General features: G+C 44.0%; 17 protein-coding genes. 9 read left to right on the forward strand and 8 right to left on the reverse strand.

Features of this window, described 5'->3' with window-relative positions:
• Nucleotides 1-156 precede the first annotated feature (156 nt).
• From fdhD to BLR84_RS04275, 4 genes are all read left to right on the forward strand, one after another.
• The gene (gene fdhD, locus BLR84_RS04260) at nucleotides 157-1,026 is read left to right on the forward strand and encodes a formate dehydrogenase accessory sulfurtransferase FdhD (RefSeq protein WP_090464782.1); all 870 of its coding nucleotides are present in this window, start codon (nucleotides 157-159) and stop codon (nucleotides 1,024-1,026) included.
• Nucleotides 1,010-1,366, forward strand: coding sequence for a DUF7009 family protein (locus BLR84_RS04265; RefSeq protein WP_090464784.1), 357 nt, complete (start codon nucleotides 1,010-1,012; stop codon nucleotides 1,364-1,366). The genes fdhD and BLR84_RS04265 overlap by 17 nt, the downstream gene beginning before the upstream one ends.
• Entirely contained in the window at nucleotides 1,363-3,690 is a 2,328-nt protein-coding gene (locus BLR84_RS04270) for an FdhF/YdeP family oxidoreductase (RefSeq protein ID WP_090464787.1), read from the forward strand. The genes BLR84_RS04265 and BLR84_RS04270 overlap by 4 nt, the downstream gene beginning before the upstream one ends.
• A 238-nt stretch (nucleotides 3,691-3,928) precedes the next feature.
• Complete coding sequence (locus tag BLR84_RS04275; protein ID WP_090464790.1) at nucleotides 3,929-4,180, forward strand: hypothetical protein; 252 nt, start codon at nucleotides 3,929-3,931, stop codon at nucleotides 4,178-4,180.
• Between the two features lie 13 nt (nucleotides 4,181-4,193).
• Here the strand turns inward: BLR84_RS04275 and BLR84_RS04280 are convergent, their stop codons facing one another.
• From BLR84_RS04280 to BLR84_RS04295, 4 genes are all read right to left on the reverse strand, one after another.
• Nucleotides 4,194-4,910 carry a hypothetical protein gene (locus BLR84_RS04280; protein ID WP_090464792.1) on the reverse strand — a complete coding sequence of 239 codons (717 nt, stop codon included), beginning with the start codon at nucleotides 4,908-4,910 and terminating at the stop codon, nucleotides 4,194-4,196.
• Nucleotides 4,911-5,005: 95 nt separating this feature from the next.
• Nucleotides 5,006-5,890, reverse strand: coding sequence for a hypothetical protein (locus BLR84_RS04285; RefSeq protein WP_090464795.1), 885 nt, complete (start codon nucleotides 5,888-5,890; stop codon nucleotides 5,006-5,008).
• A gap of 2 nt (nucleotides 5,891-5,892) precedes the next feature.
• Nucleotides 5,893-6,249: a VOC family protein gene (locus BLR84_RS04290; RefSeq protein ID WP_090464798.1), complete on the reverse strand. Its 357-nt coding sequence runs from the start codon at nucleotides 6,247-6,249 to the stop codon at nucleotides 5,893-5,895.
• Nucleotides 6,250-6,325: 76 nt separating this feature from the next.
• Complete coding sequence (locus BLR84_RS04295; protein WP_090464801.1) at nucleotides 6,326-6,883, reverse strand: Crp/Fnr family transcriptional regulator; 558 nt, start codon at nucleotides 6,881-6,883, stop codon at nucleotides 6,326-6,328.
• 138 nt (nucleotides 6,884-7,021) lie between these two features.
• Between BLR84_RS04295 and BLR84_RS04300 the strand changes: the two genes are divergently transcribed.
• Nucleotides 7,022-7,336 (forward strand): ferritin family protein, encoded by a 315-nt coding sequence (locus tag BLR84_RS04300; protein WP_090464806.1) that lies wholly within the window; start codon nucleotides 7,022-7,024, stop codon nucleotides 7,334-7,336.
• 45 nt (nucleotides 7,337-7,381) lie between these two features.
• Nucleotides 7,382-7,744, forward strand: a complete 363-nt coding sequence (locus BLR84_RS04305; RefSeq protein WP_090464809.1) for a DUF7957 family protein — start codon at nucleotides 7,382-7,384, stop codon at nucleotides 7,742-7,744.
• A 4-nt stretch (nucleotides 7,745-7,748) separates the two neighbouring features.
• On the opposite strand, the gene BLR84_RS04310 is transcribed toward BLR84_RS04305, so the two are convergent.
• Nucleotides 7,749-8,756: a Kelch repeat-containing protein gene (locus BLR84_RS04310; protein ID WP_090464812.1), complete on the reverse strand. Its 1,008-nt coding sequence runs from the start codon at nucleotides 8,754-8,756 to the stop codon at nucleotides 7,749-7,751.
• Between the two features lie 164 nt (nucleotides 8,757-8,920).
• Between BLR84_RS04310 and BLR84_RS04315 the strand changes: the two genes are divergently transcribed.
• From BLR84_RS04315 to BLR84_RS04325, 3 genes are all read left to right on the forward strand, one after another.
• Complete coding sequence (locus tag BLR84_RS04315) at nucleotides 8,921-9,490, forward strand: Crp/Fnr family transcriptional regulator (protein ID WP_090464815.1); 570 nt, start codon at nucleotides 8,921-8,923, stop codon at nucleotides 9,488-9,490.
• A gap of 67 nt (nucleotides 9,491-9,557) precedes the next feature.
• Nucleotides 9,558-10,568, forward strand: a complete 1,011-nt coding sequence (locus BLR84_RS04320; RefSeq protein ID WP_090464818.1) for an alpha/beta hydrolase family protein — start codon at nucleotides 9,558-9,560, stop codon at nucleotides 10,566-10,568.
• 360 nt (nucleotides 10,569-10,928) lie between these two features.
• Nucleotides 10,929-13,346 (forward strand): glycoside hydrolase family 3 N-terminal domain-containing protein, encoded by a 2,418-nt coding sequence (locus tag BLR84_RS04325; RefSeq protein ID WP_176851944.1) that lies wholly within the window; start codon nucleotides 10,929-10,931, stop codon nucleotides 13,344-13,346.
• A 106-nt stretch (nucleotides 13,347-13,452) separates the two neighbouring features.
• On the opposite strand, the gene BLR84_RS04330 is transcribed toward BLR84_RS04325, so the two are convergent.
• Genes BLR84_RS04330 through BLR84_RS04340 form a run of 3 tightly spaced genes read right to left on the reverse strand, consistent with a single transcriptional unit; the run spans nucleotide 13,453 to nucleotide 16,253 of the window.
• A complete protein-coding gene (locus BLR84_RS04330; RefSeq protein ID WP_090464825.1) occupies nucleotides 13,453-14,355 on the reverse strand; it encodes a hypothetical protein in 903 nt (300 codons plus the stop codon).
• A 22-nt stretch (nucleotides 14,356-14,377) separates the two neighbouring features.
• Nucleotides 14,378-15,268 (reverse strand): hypothetical protein, encoded by an 891-nt coding sequence (locus tag BLR84_RS04335; protein WP_090464828.1) that lies wholly within the window; start codon nucleotides 15,266-15,268, stop codon nucleotides 14,378-14,380.
• A gap of 43 nt (nucleotides 15,269-15,311) precedes the next feature.
• Nucleotides 15,312-16,253, reverse strand: coding sequence for a hypothetical protein (locus BLR84_RS04340; protein ID WP_090464831.1), 942 nt, complete (start codon nucleotides 16,251-16,253; stop codon nucleotides 15,312-15,314).
• Nucleotides 16,254-16,257 lie beyond the last annotated feature (4 nt).

The raw sequence follows: 16,257 nt of genomic DNA on the forward strand, positions 1-16,257 counted from the left end.
ATTTAGCCCCTATTTTAAACCTTCCGAATACCAGCGGAACAAGGACTTTTTATCCTTGCTATTTGTTCCTTCAATCCTTGTTCCAAAAGTCTTTGCTCCCTCAATCCTTGTTCTCAAAAAGAAACAAAGCCGCCGCGTAAATTGTATATTTGATGTATGGCTGCCAATTCTACACATAGTATCCGCGTTATCAAGGTAAATGCTGCCGAAATAGCTTCAGCTACCGATGTGCTCGCCATTGAAGAACCACTGGAGATCAGGCTGGAGCATGGTATTGATGGGCAACGACAGGTACAGAATATCTCTGTTACCATGCGTACACCCGGTCATGATGCTGAGCTGGCTGCCGGTTTTTTATTTACCGAAGGCATCATCAAAAATCCGGAAGATATCGCGAAAACAGAGCATTGTTTTATAGCCTGTGCCGAAAATAAGGAGAATGTGATACAGGTAAGTCTGGCGCCCGGTGTTGTACCTCATTTGCAAAATATCGAGCGTAATTTTTATACCACCTCCAGCTGCGGGGTTTGCGGCAAAGGCTCCATCGATGCCATCCGCACCGTAAGCAGTTTTGCCGGCGAGCGGGATGATAACGATACTATACAAGCCCCTGTTTTATACCAATTGCCTGCGATACTCCGCAAGCATCAGCGGGTATTTGAGGATACAGGCGGATTACACGCTTCGGCCTTGTTCAGTACCATGGGCGAGTTGTTGCTGTTACGTGAAGACGTGGGCAGGCATAATGCCCTTGATAAACTCATAGGCGCGGCGCTGAACTATAATTGGCTGCCGTTACAACAAACCATATTATTGCTGAGTGGCAGGGCAAGTTTTGAACTAGTACAAAAGGCGGCGATGGCGGGCATCAATATTATAGCAGCGGTTGGAGCGCCTTCAAGCCTGGCCGTGGAATTGGCCAATGAATTTAACATCACGCTGATCGGTTTTTTACGCGATGAGCGTTTTAATGTATATACCGCGGCACACCGCGTACAGATACCCCGTTATGAAGATACGTATTAAAGGCAATTCATTAAGATACCGGCTTACCCGTACAGATACCTTCAGGCTTGCAGAAGAAGGTCACCTGCGCGAGGCGGTTGATTTTGGCAGTAAGCAACTGTTTTATGCTTTGCAGGTGGTGGATGACGAACAATTATCCGCGACTTTTAAGGATGATACCATTACCGTGTATATACCTGCAAAACTGTTACAGGAATTTTCCGATACGGATAAGGTGGGTTTTGAAGGTATTCATGGCAACCTGCACCTGTTGGTAGAGAAAGATTTTACCTGTCTGGATAACGTGGCCGAAGATCAGAGCGATAATTACCCCAATCCTTTAGCAGCAAAAAAGAAATGAGCAAGGCATTGAAAGAGCCGGAACAGCCGGCAGCAGAAAATCCTGAAAAACTGCTGGATCTGAAATTAACAGAGCAAAAACAATGGGCGGCAGGTATCCCCGCGGTAAAAGCCGCCATGGTTGATATTATACAGGAAGCCGGCTTTGTACGCGGCATGGAAGGCTTGTTTAAAATGAACAAGAAGGACGGTTTCGACTGCTCCGGCTGTGCCTGGCCCGATCCGGATGACGATAGATCGCCGGTTGCGGAATATTGTGAGAACGGCGCCAAGGCCCTGGCTGAAGAAGCTACCACTAAAAAACTGACAGCCGATTTCTTTGCTGAAAACTCCGTGTTCGATCTGGCTAAGCTCAATGATTATGAGATAGGGAAGAAGGGGCGGATAGCCCAGCCTGTTTATTTGCCCAAAGGCGCTACACATTACCAGCCTATCAGTTGGGATGATGCCTTTAAAAAAATAGGCGATAAGCTAAGCAGCCTGGCATCACCTGATGAGGCTGCTTTTTATACCTCTGGTCGTACCAGTAACGAGGCCTCTTTTACGTATCAACTTTTTGTACGCGAATACGGTACCAATAACCTGCCCGATTGCTCCAATATGTGTCATGAATCAAGTGGAGTGGCTCTTACGGAAACTATAGGTATAGGTAAAGGAACCGTTACCCTGAATGATTTTTACGATACCGATGTGATCATCATTATGGGGCAAAACCCGGGTACCAACCACCCGCGGATGCTCACCGCCCTGCAAAAGGGTAAGGCCAGAGGGGCAAAGATCATCGCCATAAATCCATTACACGAGGCCGGACTCATGGGTTTTAAAAACCCGCAAACGGTTAAAGGCATCCTGGGTATAGATTCGCACCTGGCCGATCTTTATCTGCAGGTAAAAATAAACGGGGACATGGCCCTGCTCAAGGCGATAGAGAAGCTGTTGTATCAAGCTGAATTGGAAAACCCAGGCAAAGTGTTTGATCATGAATTCATCAAAAGCAGCACCGAAGGCTACGAGGCTTTTCTGGCCAGTTTAAACCGGTACACTATGGATGAGTTGGCCCTTGAGGCTGGTGTTCCTTTGGCCCAGATTGAGCAGGCTGCTGAAATGCTGAAAGATAAAAGCCGCATTATTGTGTGCTGGGCTATGGGTATTACCCAACACAAAAATGGCGTGGATACCATTAAAGAGATCGTTAACCTTACCGCCTTAAAAGGCGCCATTGGCAAACCTGGTGCAGGATTATGCCCGGTAAGGGGGCACAGCAATGTACAGGGTAACCGTACCATGATGATCTACGATAAACCTTCGCCCAAGCAGCTGGATAAACTGAAAGAGGTTTTTGGTTTTGAGCCGCCGCGCGGGCATGGTTATGATGTGGTGGAATCGATACAGGCCATGCATGAAGGTAAACTGAAAGTGTTTTTTGCGATGGGAGGTAATTTCCTTTCGGCTACACCGGATACGGTTTATACCGCCGATGCCATGCGCAAGCTCGAAATGTCGGTACATGTATCAACCAAGCTTAACCGTAGTCATTTGGTGCACGGGAATGAGGCGCTAATATTGCCTACACTATCACGGAGTGATAAGGATATGATCAACGGAGAAGCACAGTTTATTACCTGCGAAAATTCGATGGGGGTGGTGCAAATGTCAAAAGGGATGCTGAAACCTATATCGGACGATCTGATGAACGAGAACCAGATCGTTTGTAACCTGGCCAAGGCTACTTTAGGCAATCGTTCTGTGGTTAATTGGGATAAATACGCGATGAGTTATGATGCCGTGCGCGATGATATTGCACGTGTGATACCCGGTTTTGAAGATTATAATCAGCGGGTACGTGTCCCTGCCGGTTTTTACCTACCCAATGCTCCCCGCACCGGTAAATTTGAAAATAAGATCAATGGTACCAGGATAGGTTTTGCCATAACCGAACTACCGAAACATGATATAGCCGCTGATGAGTACCGTATGGGCACCATCCGCAGTCACGACCAGTTTAATACCACTTTATATGGCCTTGACGACCGTTACCGTGGTATCCATAATGAGCGCCGGGTGATATTCATGAACGAGCAGGATATGCGTAAAGCCGGCTTTAAATCGGGCGAAAAGGTTGATCTGCTTAATCATTATGGTGGTGTAGAGCGGGTAGCGCGCCTGTTTATAGTAGTGCCTTACAATATCCCCCAAGGGAACACGGCTACGTATTATCCCGAAGCCAATGTATTGATACCGATAGACAGCGTTGCCGAGAAAAGTAACACACCCACCTCAAAACTGGTGTTTATCAAGATCAAAAAGCACGAAGAAAAAGCATAACGAATTTGTCATTTCGAACGAGGTACGAGGAGAAATCTTCTGCAACATTCCTGATCATTAGGTAAGCGTAAAAGATTTCTCACCTCACCAGAGCACAAGTCAGCTACCCGTCGGCAACCGCACAAGACTTGCGCTAAAAATGGAAAAGAACTTTAGTCACATAATTATTTATTGAAATAATATGCTTTTAAATTATATTGCTTTAATATTTCAAATCTAAAACTTAAAGCAATATAAAATGAAAACAGATCTGTACACCAAAATTGTATTAACCATTATCGCGGTAGCTTTAACCGTAAACCTGTTGAAAGGAAGTGCTACCCCTGCACAAGCTGATGGCAAACACTATGTTAGCGTACCCCTTAATCCCGATGGCAGTCTGAATGTTACTATCAAAAACACGCAGGATGTAATGAAGGTAAGCATCAGTGATATTGATCCTTACGCATTCAGAAATGTAACGCCTTTGGAGGTTAAAGTCAGGAACTAACAGTTACCGGCACTTAAGGTAAGGCTTTGCGCGACACATAAATTACGGCGGGGGTATTGTCCCCGTTGAAGGTGAATGTATCTTTTTCTTTATTGTAGATACCGCCGGAAGCGGCTACATACAGGCGGTCGTTACTATCCATATACAGGTTCTCGATCCGGGCATTAAACGGAAAATCGAGCGTATTACCCTCCCGGAGTATGGTAGTAGGCCTATGGGTATAAGCATTGCTATTGGTCGAAACTGGCTTGGTATTATATTTTAGTTCGTAGATTACCTTGTTTTGCGCCGATTGCACAATACCAATTGGTTTACTGATTTTCTGTGCCCGTTGGTAATCTAAGTAACGGTTCCAGTTTTTGCCCATATCAAGGGTATAGAATTGCGCTACCGAGGCTTTCAGGGTTCCTTCCAATTCCAGGCCACCGGTAAGTAATAACGACATTACAGTATCTTTATTGGTGTATAGTCCTTGTATGGGGCCGTTAAAGTTTTTAGATTCCTGCCAGCTTTTGCCCTTATCCGTAGTAAAATAGGCTTTGGTATGCGTAGTAACCAGCAAGGTATCATCAATATTACCGGCAATAGCGTAGGCTGTGCGGCCATTGGGTATTTCCAGTTTGATCCAGTTGGGGTCTTCCTGATTGGTTACGACAGGCGATTTATTATCTTTTTTGCAGGAAGCAATAATAAAGGCAATAGCGGAGATGATAAGGAGTAATTTTTTCATAAGCAGGGTTCATAAATAATAATACCATATAGAACGTGCTAATATGGTATTATTGGTATGACCTGCAATTTATAATTTGGTTTAATAAGAAAAAATTAATCGGCCAGTTTTAAACGCCATGTGGCACGGACGCGCCCGGCGCTGCGCAAATTCGCCAATTGTTCCTGGGTGGCATTGGCCCGAAGATATTTTAGCGAGCCCGAGTTTTGATGCTCCGCTTCGGCTTCTTTGTCGATAATGAACCCTTCTGCTTTAAAAAAAGCTGCGGCTTCTTCAAAACTATTGAACTTGTTTTCGTCAATGCGGTGCCCCCTGAGAAATTCCTGTAGTTCATCGTTTATTTTAAGCTCCGGGAAACTTTTTGAGGATTTAACATAGATGTCGGCCGTAATCCAGTAGCCTCCCCGCTGCCGGAGCACCTCGCGGATATTATGGCATAACTTTCGTTTTTCGTCCATATTCAGGTAAACCAGCAGCCCTTCGTTTACAATGACTATCTCGCTTTCGGGGAAATGATTCATTGTGGCTGTAAAAGCAGCCTCGTCAAGCGCGTTGAGGGCTAAAGTTTCCAGTTCACCATGAGGTATAGCATCATAAGGCAATAGATCCTCCAGTAGGCTTAGCTTGGTTGCAATTACCTCTGGCAGATCGGTATCAATGTAATAAACCTCCTTATTCAATACCGAGCTTAACCCCCGGAATGAAAAACCGGAGGATATCTCTAAAATATTTTGAACCGGTAAACTATCTAATAATTGGTTAATGCTTTTATACCGCGATTCAAAGTGCAGCACACGAGCCCAAAAAGCAAGATCCTTGATGCTAAAATCCGGCTGGTACTGATCGGGGCGACTGATCAGTTTGGCTGCTTCCAGCGCAAAAGGAATATCTGTAAAGCCTTTCAGCAATAATAATGCGCGCGCCGAAGGGCTAATGCTGCTATAATCCCGGTTATTTGGAAGGAATTCTTCGTTGTTCATGGTTAAATTGACTGTTGAATAATAATGCAAACGGAGGTTTCATCGTGTACGGCAAATTCTTTTAAGCCCCAGGGTTGATTTTTGATCACCTTTAAATTAGGGTGTAGTATTTCCGGATGTTTGGCGCTGACCTCCGCATAAAACCCTTCAATATCGTCGGTATCTATCCTCATCTCGGGGCGATCATTTACATAAAAATCATCTTCACTGGCTACTAACTGAATAGTAACACCGTCGCGGGCCATAATGTAAAACCCATCTTCAGAATACTTTGTTTCAAAACCAAGCGCGGTGAAAAGGTTTACACCTATCTGAACATCCTTATAAATGATCTTTGGGATTATTTTTAGCAAACTCATGATTTAAAATGTTTAACAAGTTAAAATTCAGAAGTTTTTCCGGTGGAACATTTAACAAAAGATAAATAATACGAGGTCACTTGATTTTGTTGCGGATGCGGCTTAAGGATACCTGCGTAATACCCAGGTAGGAGGCAATGTGTTGCAATGGCACCCGCCTGATCACTTCGGGTTTTTGCCGCAACAGGTTTTCGTAACGTTGGGTGGGACTATCTTTTAAGTAGGAGAAAAAATGCTGCATAAACTCGGCCTGTTTATCGCTGGTCTGTTCAATGATAAATTGGTATAGTACGGGGTCTTTTCGCACTTGCTCCATGTCCCCGGCATCTAACCAGCGTATGCTTGTAGGCTCCAGCGTTTCGATGCTGAACGGACTTGGTGTGTGCTTGCGCATGCTTTGCCGGGACGAAACCACATCACCTTCAAAAAAGAATTGAAAGCTGATCTCTTTACCATCATGATAAAACCAGGTGCGGATACTACCCTTTTCAATTAAAAAAGCCTTGCGACTGATATCGCCTTCTTTTAAAAGCAGGTGTTTGGCCGGCACCTCCGCAGACTTCCATAAATGCCGGTATTTTTTCCATGCCAATCTGATGGCTGGCGGTGCTATTTGCGGTTCTTCCTGTTTCATGGGCAATTTACTGTTCCCTAATATTTCAAATACTTAACGCAGGACGCGGCATCTCTGTTTTAATCTGTATGCTTTCTAAATATCGGTATATCGAAACAAATGCGGCATATCAAGCCTTCTTAAAATAAAAAAAATATTATGTCATTTGATCAATATCACGAACCTGCCAACGAGCTATCCGCCGAAACCAGGACCTTTGCCCGGATGATCGTATCCCTAACCGAAGAGGCAGAAGCCATCAACTGGTACGAACAACGTATATCCGTTGAACCTGACAAGGCCGCTAAAGCCATCATGCAAAACGCCCAGCAGGAAGAGTTTAAACACTTTGGTATGGACCTGGAATTTCTGCTGCGGAAAAAGCCGGTTTGGCGTAAAACCCTGCAAGCTATATTATTTCAAAAAGGCGATATTGTAAAGTTGGGCAGTAAAGGCGAGGAAGCAGCGGAGTAAAACAGACCAAGCGAAATAACTTTGTTATCTTGGTGTTTCATTTGTATGGAAGAACCAGGATACATCATAAACCTAAAGACTATAACATTAGCCAATGGCTATTCTCTTGATTTTGAATATCCTATCCTCGAAACGGTGATTGCAGATAATGTGATCATCATTGTTTTGGATATACCATTTGAAATAAATTATAATCGAAACATTTTTGCTATAAGCGCTTCTGGGGATTTTCTATGGAGGGTATCCGAAACTGAAGTGTTCGGCTGCGGATTGGAATCCAATAGTTGTGTTTATATCTCCGCCATCATTAATGATGACGGAGAATTAGTTCTGTTCAACTGGTGTAGTACCGCCGTAATTGTTGATCCACAGACGGGCGATATTTTAAGAAAATACCAAACCAAATAATACCTTACTTACTCGCGCTGTTGTTCAAAAACGGCGCCACATTAGCTACCTGTGTGGTTTGCAATGTGGAACTCCTGAAAGCTTTAAAACGGGTTGAACCACCAAAAACAAACAGGTAGTTATTGTAAACTGCCGATGCGGTAGCCCTGCGCTGCTCCATGTTTGATTTGAGTTTTACAAACTGGTTGGCTTTGGTATCATAGTAACCAATAAAATCTTCATCATCATAACCACCTACTACAAATACTTTGTCGCCGCAAGCTGATACGCTGTTGGCTGATAAGAATTCTGGCAGTTTGCCCACTTTTTTCCAGGTATTGCTTTTAATATCATAAGCGTTGATACTGTAGGATTGGCGTTTAGTAAAAGCATCAAAACCGCCAAAAGTATATATCACACCATCAATTACGGCGCCGGCAGCTTGCAGGCTCTCGGGCATATCGGCCAGTTGCGTAAATTTCGCTGTCTGCGGATCAAACTCATACAGGGAGTTTAGTGTACGTTTTCCATCCCTTGTGCCACCAAAAACATATACTTTATTGTTCCATTCAACAGCGCTGCCGTAAGTGCTGGCCATCGGGTTTAAAATATGCAGGTTCTCTACCTTGCCGGTTTTAACATCTACTGTTTGTACCCCTTGAAATATCTGATTGGCAACACGTGATCCTCCTAAACCGCCAATTCCGCCCATTACATAAATTTTACCGGTTGCAGGTACATAAGCCGCGGCGGTTTGTATCTTATTACCACCCATATCTGCCAAAACCGACCATTTGTTGACCTGCGGATCATATTTTAATACTTCGGACGAAAAACCGCCCAAACCTTTATAGCCCGATATGGTATAAATATAGCTGCCGTCGGTAACACTGGTGGTCCAGGTTAGGGGATAGGGTAAATTGGCCGCGCTCTTAAAAGTAATAGCGGCAGGCTGTTTAGTTTGTGCTTGGCTTTCATTCATATTTAAGCCGGCAACTACGATAAATGCGCAAAGGAGATTCAGGATTTTCATTGGGCAATAAGTTTAAGTGAATTTACTAATTAAGACGGATATGATTATTAAAAGTTTAATAGTATCATAATATTTACAATTGGGTAACAATCAGGTCAATGAGTCTCATTTTTGGGGTTTAAACACAGCTTGAGCGGCAAATAAATAATGCTTATGTTAGCCTAATGCATCCGGCGCTACAAAAACAAATCGAAGGAAAGATCAGCCTCTCTGCCGAACAGGAGCAGCTGGTAAGTAACTGTTATAAATCCAGGCAGGCTAAAAAGGGAGAAATACTGCTCGAAAAAGGAAACGTAGCCCGCTATTTATATTTTGTGGTGAAAGGTTGCCTCCGCGTTTTTTTAACCAAGGATGATGGCAGCGAGTGGACACGTTTTTTGATATTCGAAGATCATTTTGGCACTGCATTTCCCAGTTTTGTACAGCAAAAGCCATCGGTAGCGGCTATACAGAGCATGGAACCCTCGGAGCTGTTCATGATCAATCGCCAGGATGCGCAAATGCTGATGAAGGAAATACCCGGCTGGGAAACCATGATGCGCCTGGGGCTGGAGCAGGATTACATAGCCTCCATTGAGCGTATAGAAAGCTTAATAACCCTCGATGCTAAGGAACGCTACAACATCCTGATGCAAACACAACCCGGCTTGATACAAAGACTACCGGGCAAGATCATTGCCGATTACCTGGGCATATCTCAGGAAACGCTGAGCCGCCTCAAATCAAAAAAGTGATTTATTGACTATTGTCAATCTTTTTAAAAGGACTATTGGCTTGCTTTGTATCTAAATCAGATAACCTATGCACCGCTCCATTTACATTACGCTCATCATCGCCCTGTTTCACCACACCATTTGCGCGCAAACGCATATTGGCGAACGCACTTTTCATTTTAAGGACCAGAAACGTAACCGTCCATTGGTTACCGAAATCTGGTATCCCACAACAGATACTTTAAAACAAAGCGACAAAACTTTTTCGCCATTTATGCGTGTGGCTACCGTGCGCGATGGTAAGTTGCCATCGGCAAAGCTCCCACTCATTTTGATCTCACATGGCACAGGAGGGAGCCGCCTTTCGCTGGAGTGGCTGGCTGATGCTTTGGTGCAAAAGGGCTTTATTGTTGCCGCTGTTGATCACTGGGGCAACACTTATGACCATAAGATCCCCCTTGAATTTTTAAAACCCTGGGAACGCCCGCAGGATATCAGCTTTGTGATCAGCAGCTTGTTAGCCCAACCAGATACAAAGGATGTGATCGACACGGATAAAATTGGTATGGCCGGATTTTCATTTGGTGGTTATACGGCTATTGCACTGGCTGGCGGGCATTTTGATTTTATGGCGCTGCTTAACTACTATAAAACTATAGGCAGGCAACAGCTTAATCTGCCCGAATTTCCCGGCCTAGCAAAATATCTTGATGACAGTACTTTGCTTGCCGGCGCGAAAAACCCTCCACGGTTATGTGATAAACGGATCAAAGCTTTCTTTTCTATTTCGCCGGCCACGGGTCTGGGTTTTGTTTCTGATCGTGATATCACGGCGCCAGTTTATATCGTGGGTTCGCAAAGCGACAGTATCGCCCCGGTAAAAACTAATGCCCTGCGTTATCATGAGTTGATCAAGGGATCTCAATACTATATAAACCCAGGCAAAACCGGTCATTATGTAATGCTGCAGGAAGCTATTGATGAGGTCAAAAAAGAAGCCCCCACTTATTTTACGGATGACCCATCAGTGAGCAGGCACCAGGTGCATTTAAAGATTGATAGTTTGGCGGTAGGCTTTTTTGTGAAGAATTTGAAGTAGAATCGACTCACCCCTACATCGCTTCGCTCGTTACCCCTCTCTCCGCCTTCGGCGCAAAGAGGGGGCATTCGCTTTTCTTTACCCTCTTTATGGCGAGGCCAAAGAGAGGCTGGTCCAGCGAAGCGCAGACCGGGTGAGTCTTCGTCGGCGTTCAAAAAGAGTATCATACTGAGCTCCGTCGAAGTATGGTGGGTAGGGCCTCTGCGCGCGTCCTTCGACAAGCTCAGGATGACAGGCCTACGCCAGATAAAATCTTAAACAGAACTGTTCGCAATCGTTTTCGTAGTTTCTATAATGGCGTCCTGGCTCAACCTTATTCTTAAAACATATATTTGGAGTACTAACCGCAATTATATCTGCATGAGAAAAAAGTACTCCCTGCCACGTGTAGGCATGGCTTCCGCACTGATCGCCGGGCTGGCCTTATCCGCATCGGCACAAGAAAAAAACATTTACCATAAAGGCTGGGTTGATTTTAACAAGAACGGCAAAATGGACGTTTTTGAGGATCCCTCGCAAACTGTCGACAAACGCGTTGCCGACTTGCTGAGCCAGATGAGCGTTGAAGAAAAAACCTGCCAGATGGCCACTCTTTACGGCTACAAGCGGGTTTTAAAAGAAGAAATGCCCGCCGCATCATGGAAAAACGAAGTCTGGAAAGACGGTATCGCCAATATTGACGAGGAATTAAACAACCTGGTTTCTACAACCGACAGGGCATATACTGAATATTCGTTCCCATACAGCAAACACGCTTCGGCTATCAATACTATCCAGAAATGGTTTGTGGAAGAAACCCGCCTGGGTATCCCGGTTGATTTTACCAATGAGGGTATCCATGGTCTTAACCATGATCGTGCTACACCTTTGCCGGCTCCCATATCTATCGGCAGTACTTTTGATAAACAACTGGTGCGCCGGGCAGGCCAAACCGTGGGCCGTGAGGCAAAAGCCCTGGGTTATACCAACGTTTATGCGCCTATATTGGACCCTGCGCGCGACCAGCGCTGGGGGCGTGTTGTGGAGTGTTATGGCGAAGATCCCTTCCACATTGCTGAGCTGGGTAAACAAATGGTGCTGGGCATCCAGGAAGAAGGCGTAGCATCAACCCTGAAACATTTCGCCGTATATAGCGTACCAAAAGGCGGTCGCGATGGCAGTGCCCGTACCGATCCGCATGTGGCCCCGCGCGAGATGTACCAGATCTATCTGTACCCCTTTCGCCGGGTGATACAGGAAGCACATCCTATGGGTGTAATGAGCAGTTATAACGATTGGGATGGCGTGCCCATTACCGGCAGTTATTACTTTTTAACCGAGCTACTGCGCCAAAAATTTGGCTTCAATGGCTATGTGGTATCTGACAGTGAGGCTGTAGAATACCTGTACTCCAAACATCACGTTGCGGGTGACTATAAAGAAGCAGTAAGACAAGCGGTAGAAGCCGGGCTGAATGTACGTACCAACTTTACCATGCCGCAAACCTATATTATGCCTCTGCGTGAGCTGATCAAAGAAAATAAGCTTTCTATGAAAGTAGTTGACTCCCGGGTTGGTGATGTGTTGCGGGTGAAATTCCGTTTGGGATTGTTTGATGATCCGTATGTAAAAGATCCAAAATCGTCTGATAAAAAAGTACATACCCCGGCCGATGATGCCATGTCACTGCAAATGAACCGCGAATCGATGGTGCTGCTCAAAAACCAGGGCGATCTGTTGCCTTTGGATAAAAGCAAACTGAAAAATATAATGGTAACGGGTCCGCTGGCTGCCGAAAAAAATTATGCTACCAGCAGGTACGGCCCATCGCACAACCCGGTTACCAATGTGCTGGATGGTATTAAAAATTACGTAGGTAAGGATGTAAACGTTACCTATGCCAAAGGCTGTAACGTGGTTGATGCCACCTGGCCCGAAAGCGAGATCATCGAAACACCGCTTACTACACAGGAGCAGGCCGGTATTGATTCGGCTGTAGTACAGGCCAAACAGGCCGATGTGGTGATAGCCGTAGTAGGCGAAGATTTTGAGAGGGTAGGTGAGAGTCTTTCGCGTACCGGTTTAAACTTACCTGGCAGGCAGTTAAAACTGATCCAGGCGCTACAGGCTACAGGCAAACCGGTGGTCATGGTGATGATCAACGGGCAACCGCTCACCATTAATTGGGAAAATAAATTCGTTCCGGCCATACTCGAAGCCTGGTTTCCTGGCCCCGAAAGTGGTCGTGTTATAGCCGAAACCTTGTTTGGTGATAATAACCCCGGCGGCAGGCTGCCTATTACCTTCCCTAAAACTACGGGACAAATTGAGTTTAACTTTCCGTTCAAGCCAGCTTCGCAGGCTAGCCAGGGCGGCGAGAACAGCTGGGGCAAAACCAGCGTGAACGGTGCGTTGTACCCTTATGGTTATGGGTTAAGCTATACCAAATTTGAGTACAGCAACCTGCAGGTATCGCCAGAGAAGGAGAACTCCCAGGGCGATATACAGGTAAGTGTAGATGTAACCAATACCGGCAGCCGAAAAGGCGAAGATGTGGTACAACTATACCTGAAAGATGAAGTAAGCAGCGTTACCACCTATGAGTACGATCTGCGCGGTTTTGAACGCGTAAACCTGGCTCCAGGCGAAAAGAAAACCCTGCAGTTCACCCTGCACCCTGATGACCTGGCCCTGCTGGATAAAAACATGAACTGGACGGTTGAACCCGGCAAATTCATGGTCATGATAGGCAGCTCGTCGGTTGATATTAAGCTGAAAAAAGAGTTTGAAGTACAATAGAGCTTAAAGCTGAAGGCGGAAAGCTTAAAGCAAAAGCCCTGTAAAGTTTTAAACTTTGCAGGGCTTTTGCTTTTATGAATTTCTAAATGTTTTCTGTAAAAAATATTTAAAAGCTCTGGCTAAGATTGCCGCTGTAATTTGGATCAAATGTTACAGCAAATCCCCCGGTACTTCCATCATTTGAAAATACGTTACCGGTTAATATGGTTCTGACGTTTGGCTGAAGCGTTACGTTATTAATCGTTTTGAAAGCTACATCTGTGCCATTAGGAGATATGGCATCAATAAGGATATTCACTGTTGATGTATTGTTGAATAAACGCGTTACGGGACTTAATGGGAAATTGGTTGTGCCTACATTGGCATTGGTGATGGGCGTAGACGATTCTCCGCCAGTATTTGATCCTGTAGATTTTCCATCCAAATAAGTACATGCTTGATACGCACCTATAATAGTTATATTAATCCGGGATACTCCTGATGGAATGGCATCTTTAATAATTACCTGTACCTCTGAATTTAATCGTTTTAAAACCGAATTCTGTTGTACCGGTGTATTGCCAACGGTAAAGTGAACATTGCTATAAAATGTTTCCGGAAAGTATGCATAAGTACGGTAATTAAAAATAAGTCCGGTATCTCCGAAGTCGGCGGGAATAGTATCAGTTAGACCAACAAATGCGGCAGTATAAGTGCCAGCTGCAAGGCTGTCCGTAATTGTTCCGAAGTTGGGTGCCCCTTTATTAATAATCAGCGTTTTTTTAACTGAGTTATTAGAGTCAAACAGTTTATATATCAGCTTAACAACTGTACTTGCAGAAGGATCGACTGTATTTACTTTGATTTTACTATTTTGATTAATAGGGTCGATTGTTGATGTAAAGCCCGATAAGCTAAAAGAAACGGGATAGAATTTACCTGTAGGATTAGTTTTAGTATGGTTATCTTTTTTACATGATAACAATGTTACACCAAGTAGCATAAAATATATAAATAAAGCCTTTTTCATATCTGGAAAAAATTAAGAAAAGTTAAAAATTGACGTTTACCGGTGCCCCCCAATCCTGATCAATCGCTAATACAAATTGAGCGTTGCCCTGGGTAAATAAATTTCCGGAGAGTGTGGTGATGTAATTAGTTTTACAAACTACATTTTTAATGGTTTTTGTACCCAGCGGCCCAGATGGATTAGCTCCATAATAATCTATAGTTACATCAAAGGGCTTAATATTATTTAATGTATTCATCACAATAGTATAATTTGTGGTGCCAATATCTGTTGTACTAATAGTTTTTGTAGTGGTATTGATGGCCTGGAAATGATGTAATCCATCGGATCCTATTGCAGATGTGTCCTGAAATTTTACCACTATTTTTGATGTGCCTGTTGGTATGGCATCTTTCAACACTATAGCTAATCGCGCTGTTGCCCTGGAAAGTGTAACTGATTGATTTATGCCTGTATTGGTTACGGTAAAAGGGATTAGCTTAAAAAAAGTATCATCCCAATAAGCCGGACCTCCCTCAATGTCTGGTCGGGTAATATAAGTGAAGAATGTTCTGTAAGCCAGTAAATTATTTGATCCCCCGCAAAATACAGCCTTATAATTTCCTGCAGGCACATTTTCATTAAACTGACCAAAGTTAGCATCGCCTTTCTTAACATTTCTGGCAGAAACCAACAACCCATCACTATCGTATAAACTATAATACAATAATTGTACGGGCACGGTATCCGTGGCCTGAGTAGCGAGGGAATTGGTTTTTGCTTTACTATCTAAAGGCGTTGCGCTTTGCAAAAAGCCGGATACCTTAAAACTGATGGGATATAGTTTAGCATCTGGATCGGGCGCTTTTTTATCCTTTTTACAGGCAAAAAGCGAGAGAGCGCAGATACCGCAAAGTAAAATTTTCTGTTTCATGATGTTGGTGTTTCGAATGTTTTATAAATTGATGATCAGATATTTAAAAACCCTTGTTAATGTCGGGATTGTAAATGGAATTATAAGTGACGTTGAATGACTGGTTTCCTGTACTGTTTGAAAATAAATTCCCGGTTAAAAGGGTCCGGGTATTACGTTGTATGGTTACGTTGTAAATTGTTTTATATGTACCAGGTTTGCCATCATTACGATAGGCGGATATGGTTACCCTAACGCCTGCGTGTGTATTTAGCAAGTCGGTTACCGGCGTAGCGGCAAAGTTGGTAGTACCTACTGCCGCGAGGGGGACGCTGGTATCTGTGTATCTGTAATTTAGGGTGCCATCAGTCTTTAAAGTATCACTTGAAGCATCGTCAAAAAAAGAGTAATGAGTTTCGGTATTATACACATTAACACTAATTAATGTAACACCGGCGGGGATAGCATCTTTAACCACAACCTGTAATTCGGCATTTAAACGATCGATGGTTACGCTCTGTTGCAGGGGCTGGTTGCCAACCGTGAAACTGGTTTTTTTATAAAAGGTTTCTTTAAACTCCTCCGGCAAAAAGCCCGAGTATAGGTTAAGAGGGATATAAAAAAAGGTGGTAGCATCATTTGAATATTGTATGGTATCTGTTAAGCCTACAATAACGGCAGTATAATTTCCGGTTGCCAGACTATCACTAATAGTACCAAAATTCGGACCGGATTTTTTGGTAATTATTGTCCTTTTTAAGGTGTTGTTTGAATCATATACTCTGTATATCAACCTTATAATATTGGCTTGAGCTGGAGGTACCACCGCATTTACTTTGGTTTTATTATCCTGAGGTATAGGTGTATTTTGCTGCGTAAAGTTGCTTACCTTAAAAGTAACCGGGTACAATTTACCTGTGGGGGCATCTGTTTGGGTATGGCTGGATTTTTTGCACGATAACAGTGCTATGCTGATCAATGTGAAGCAAATTAAAGCTCTTTTCATTTGG

Origin of the sequence: Mucilaginibacter sp. OK268, assembly GCF_900103125.1 — a bacterium.
In the GTDB taxonomy this organism is placed as follows: Bacteria; Bacteroidota; Bacteroidia; order Sphingobacteriales; family Sphingobacteriaceae; genus Mucilaginibacter.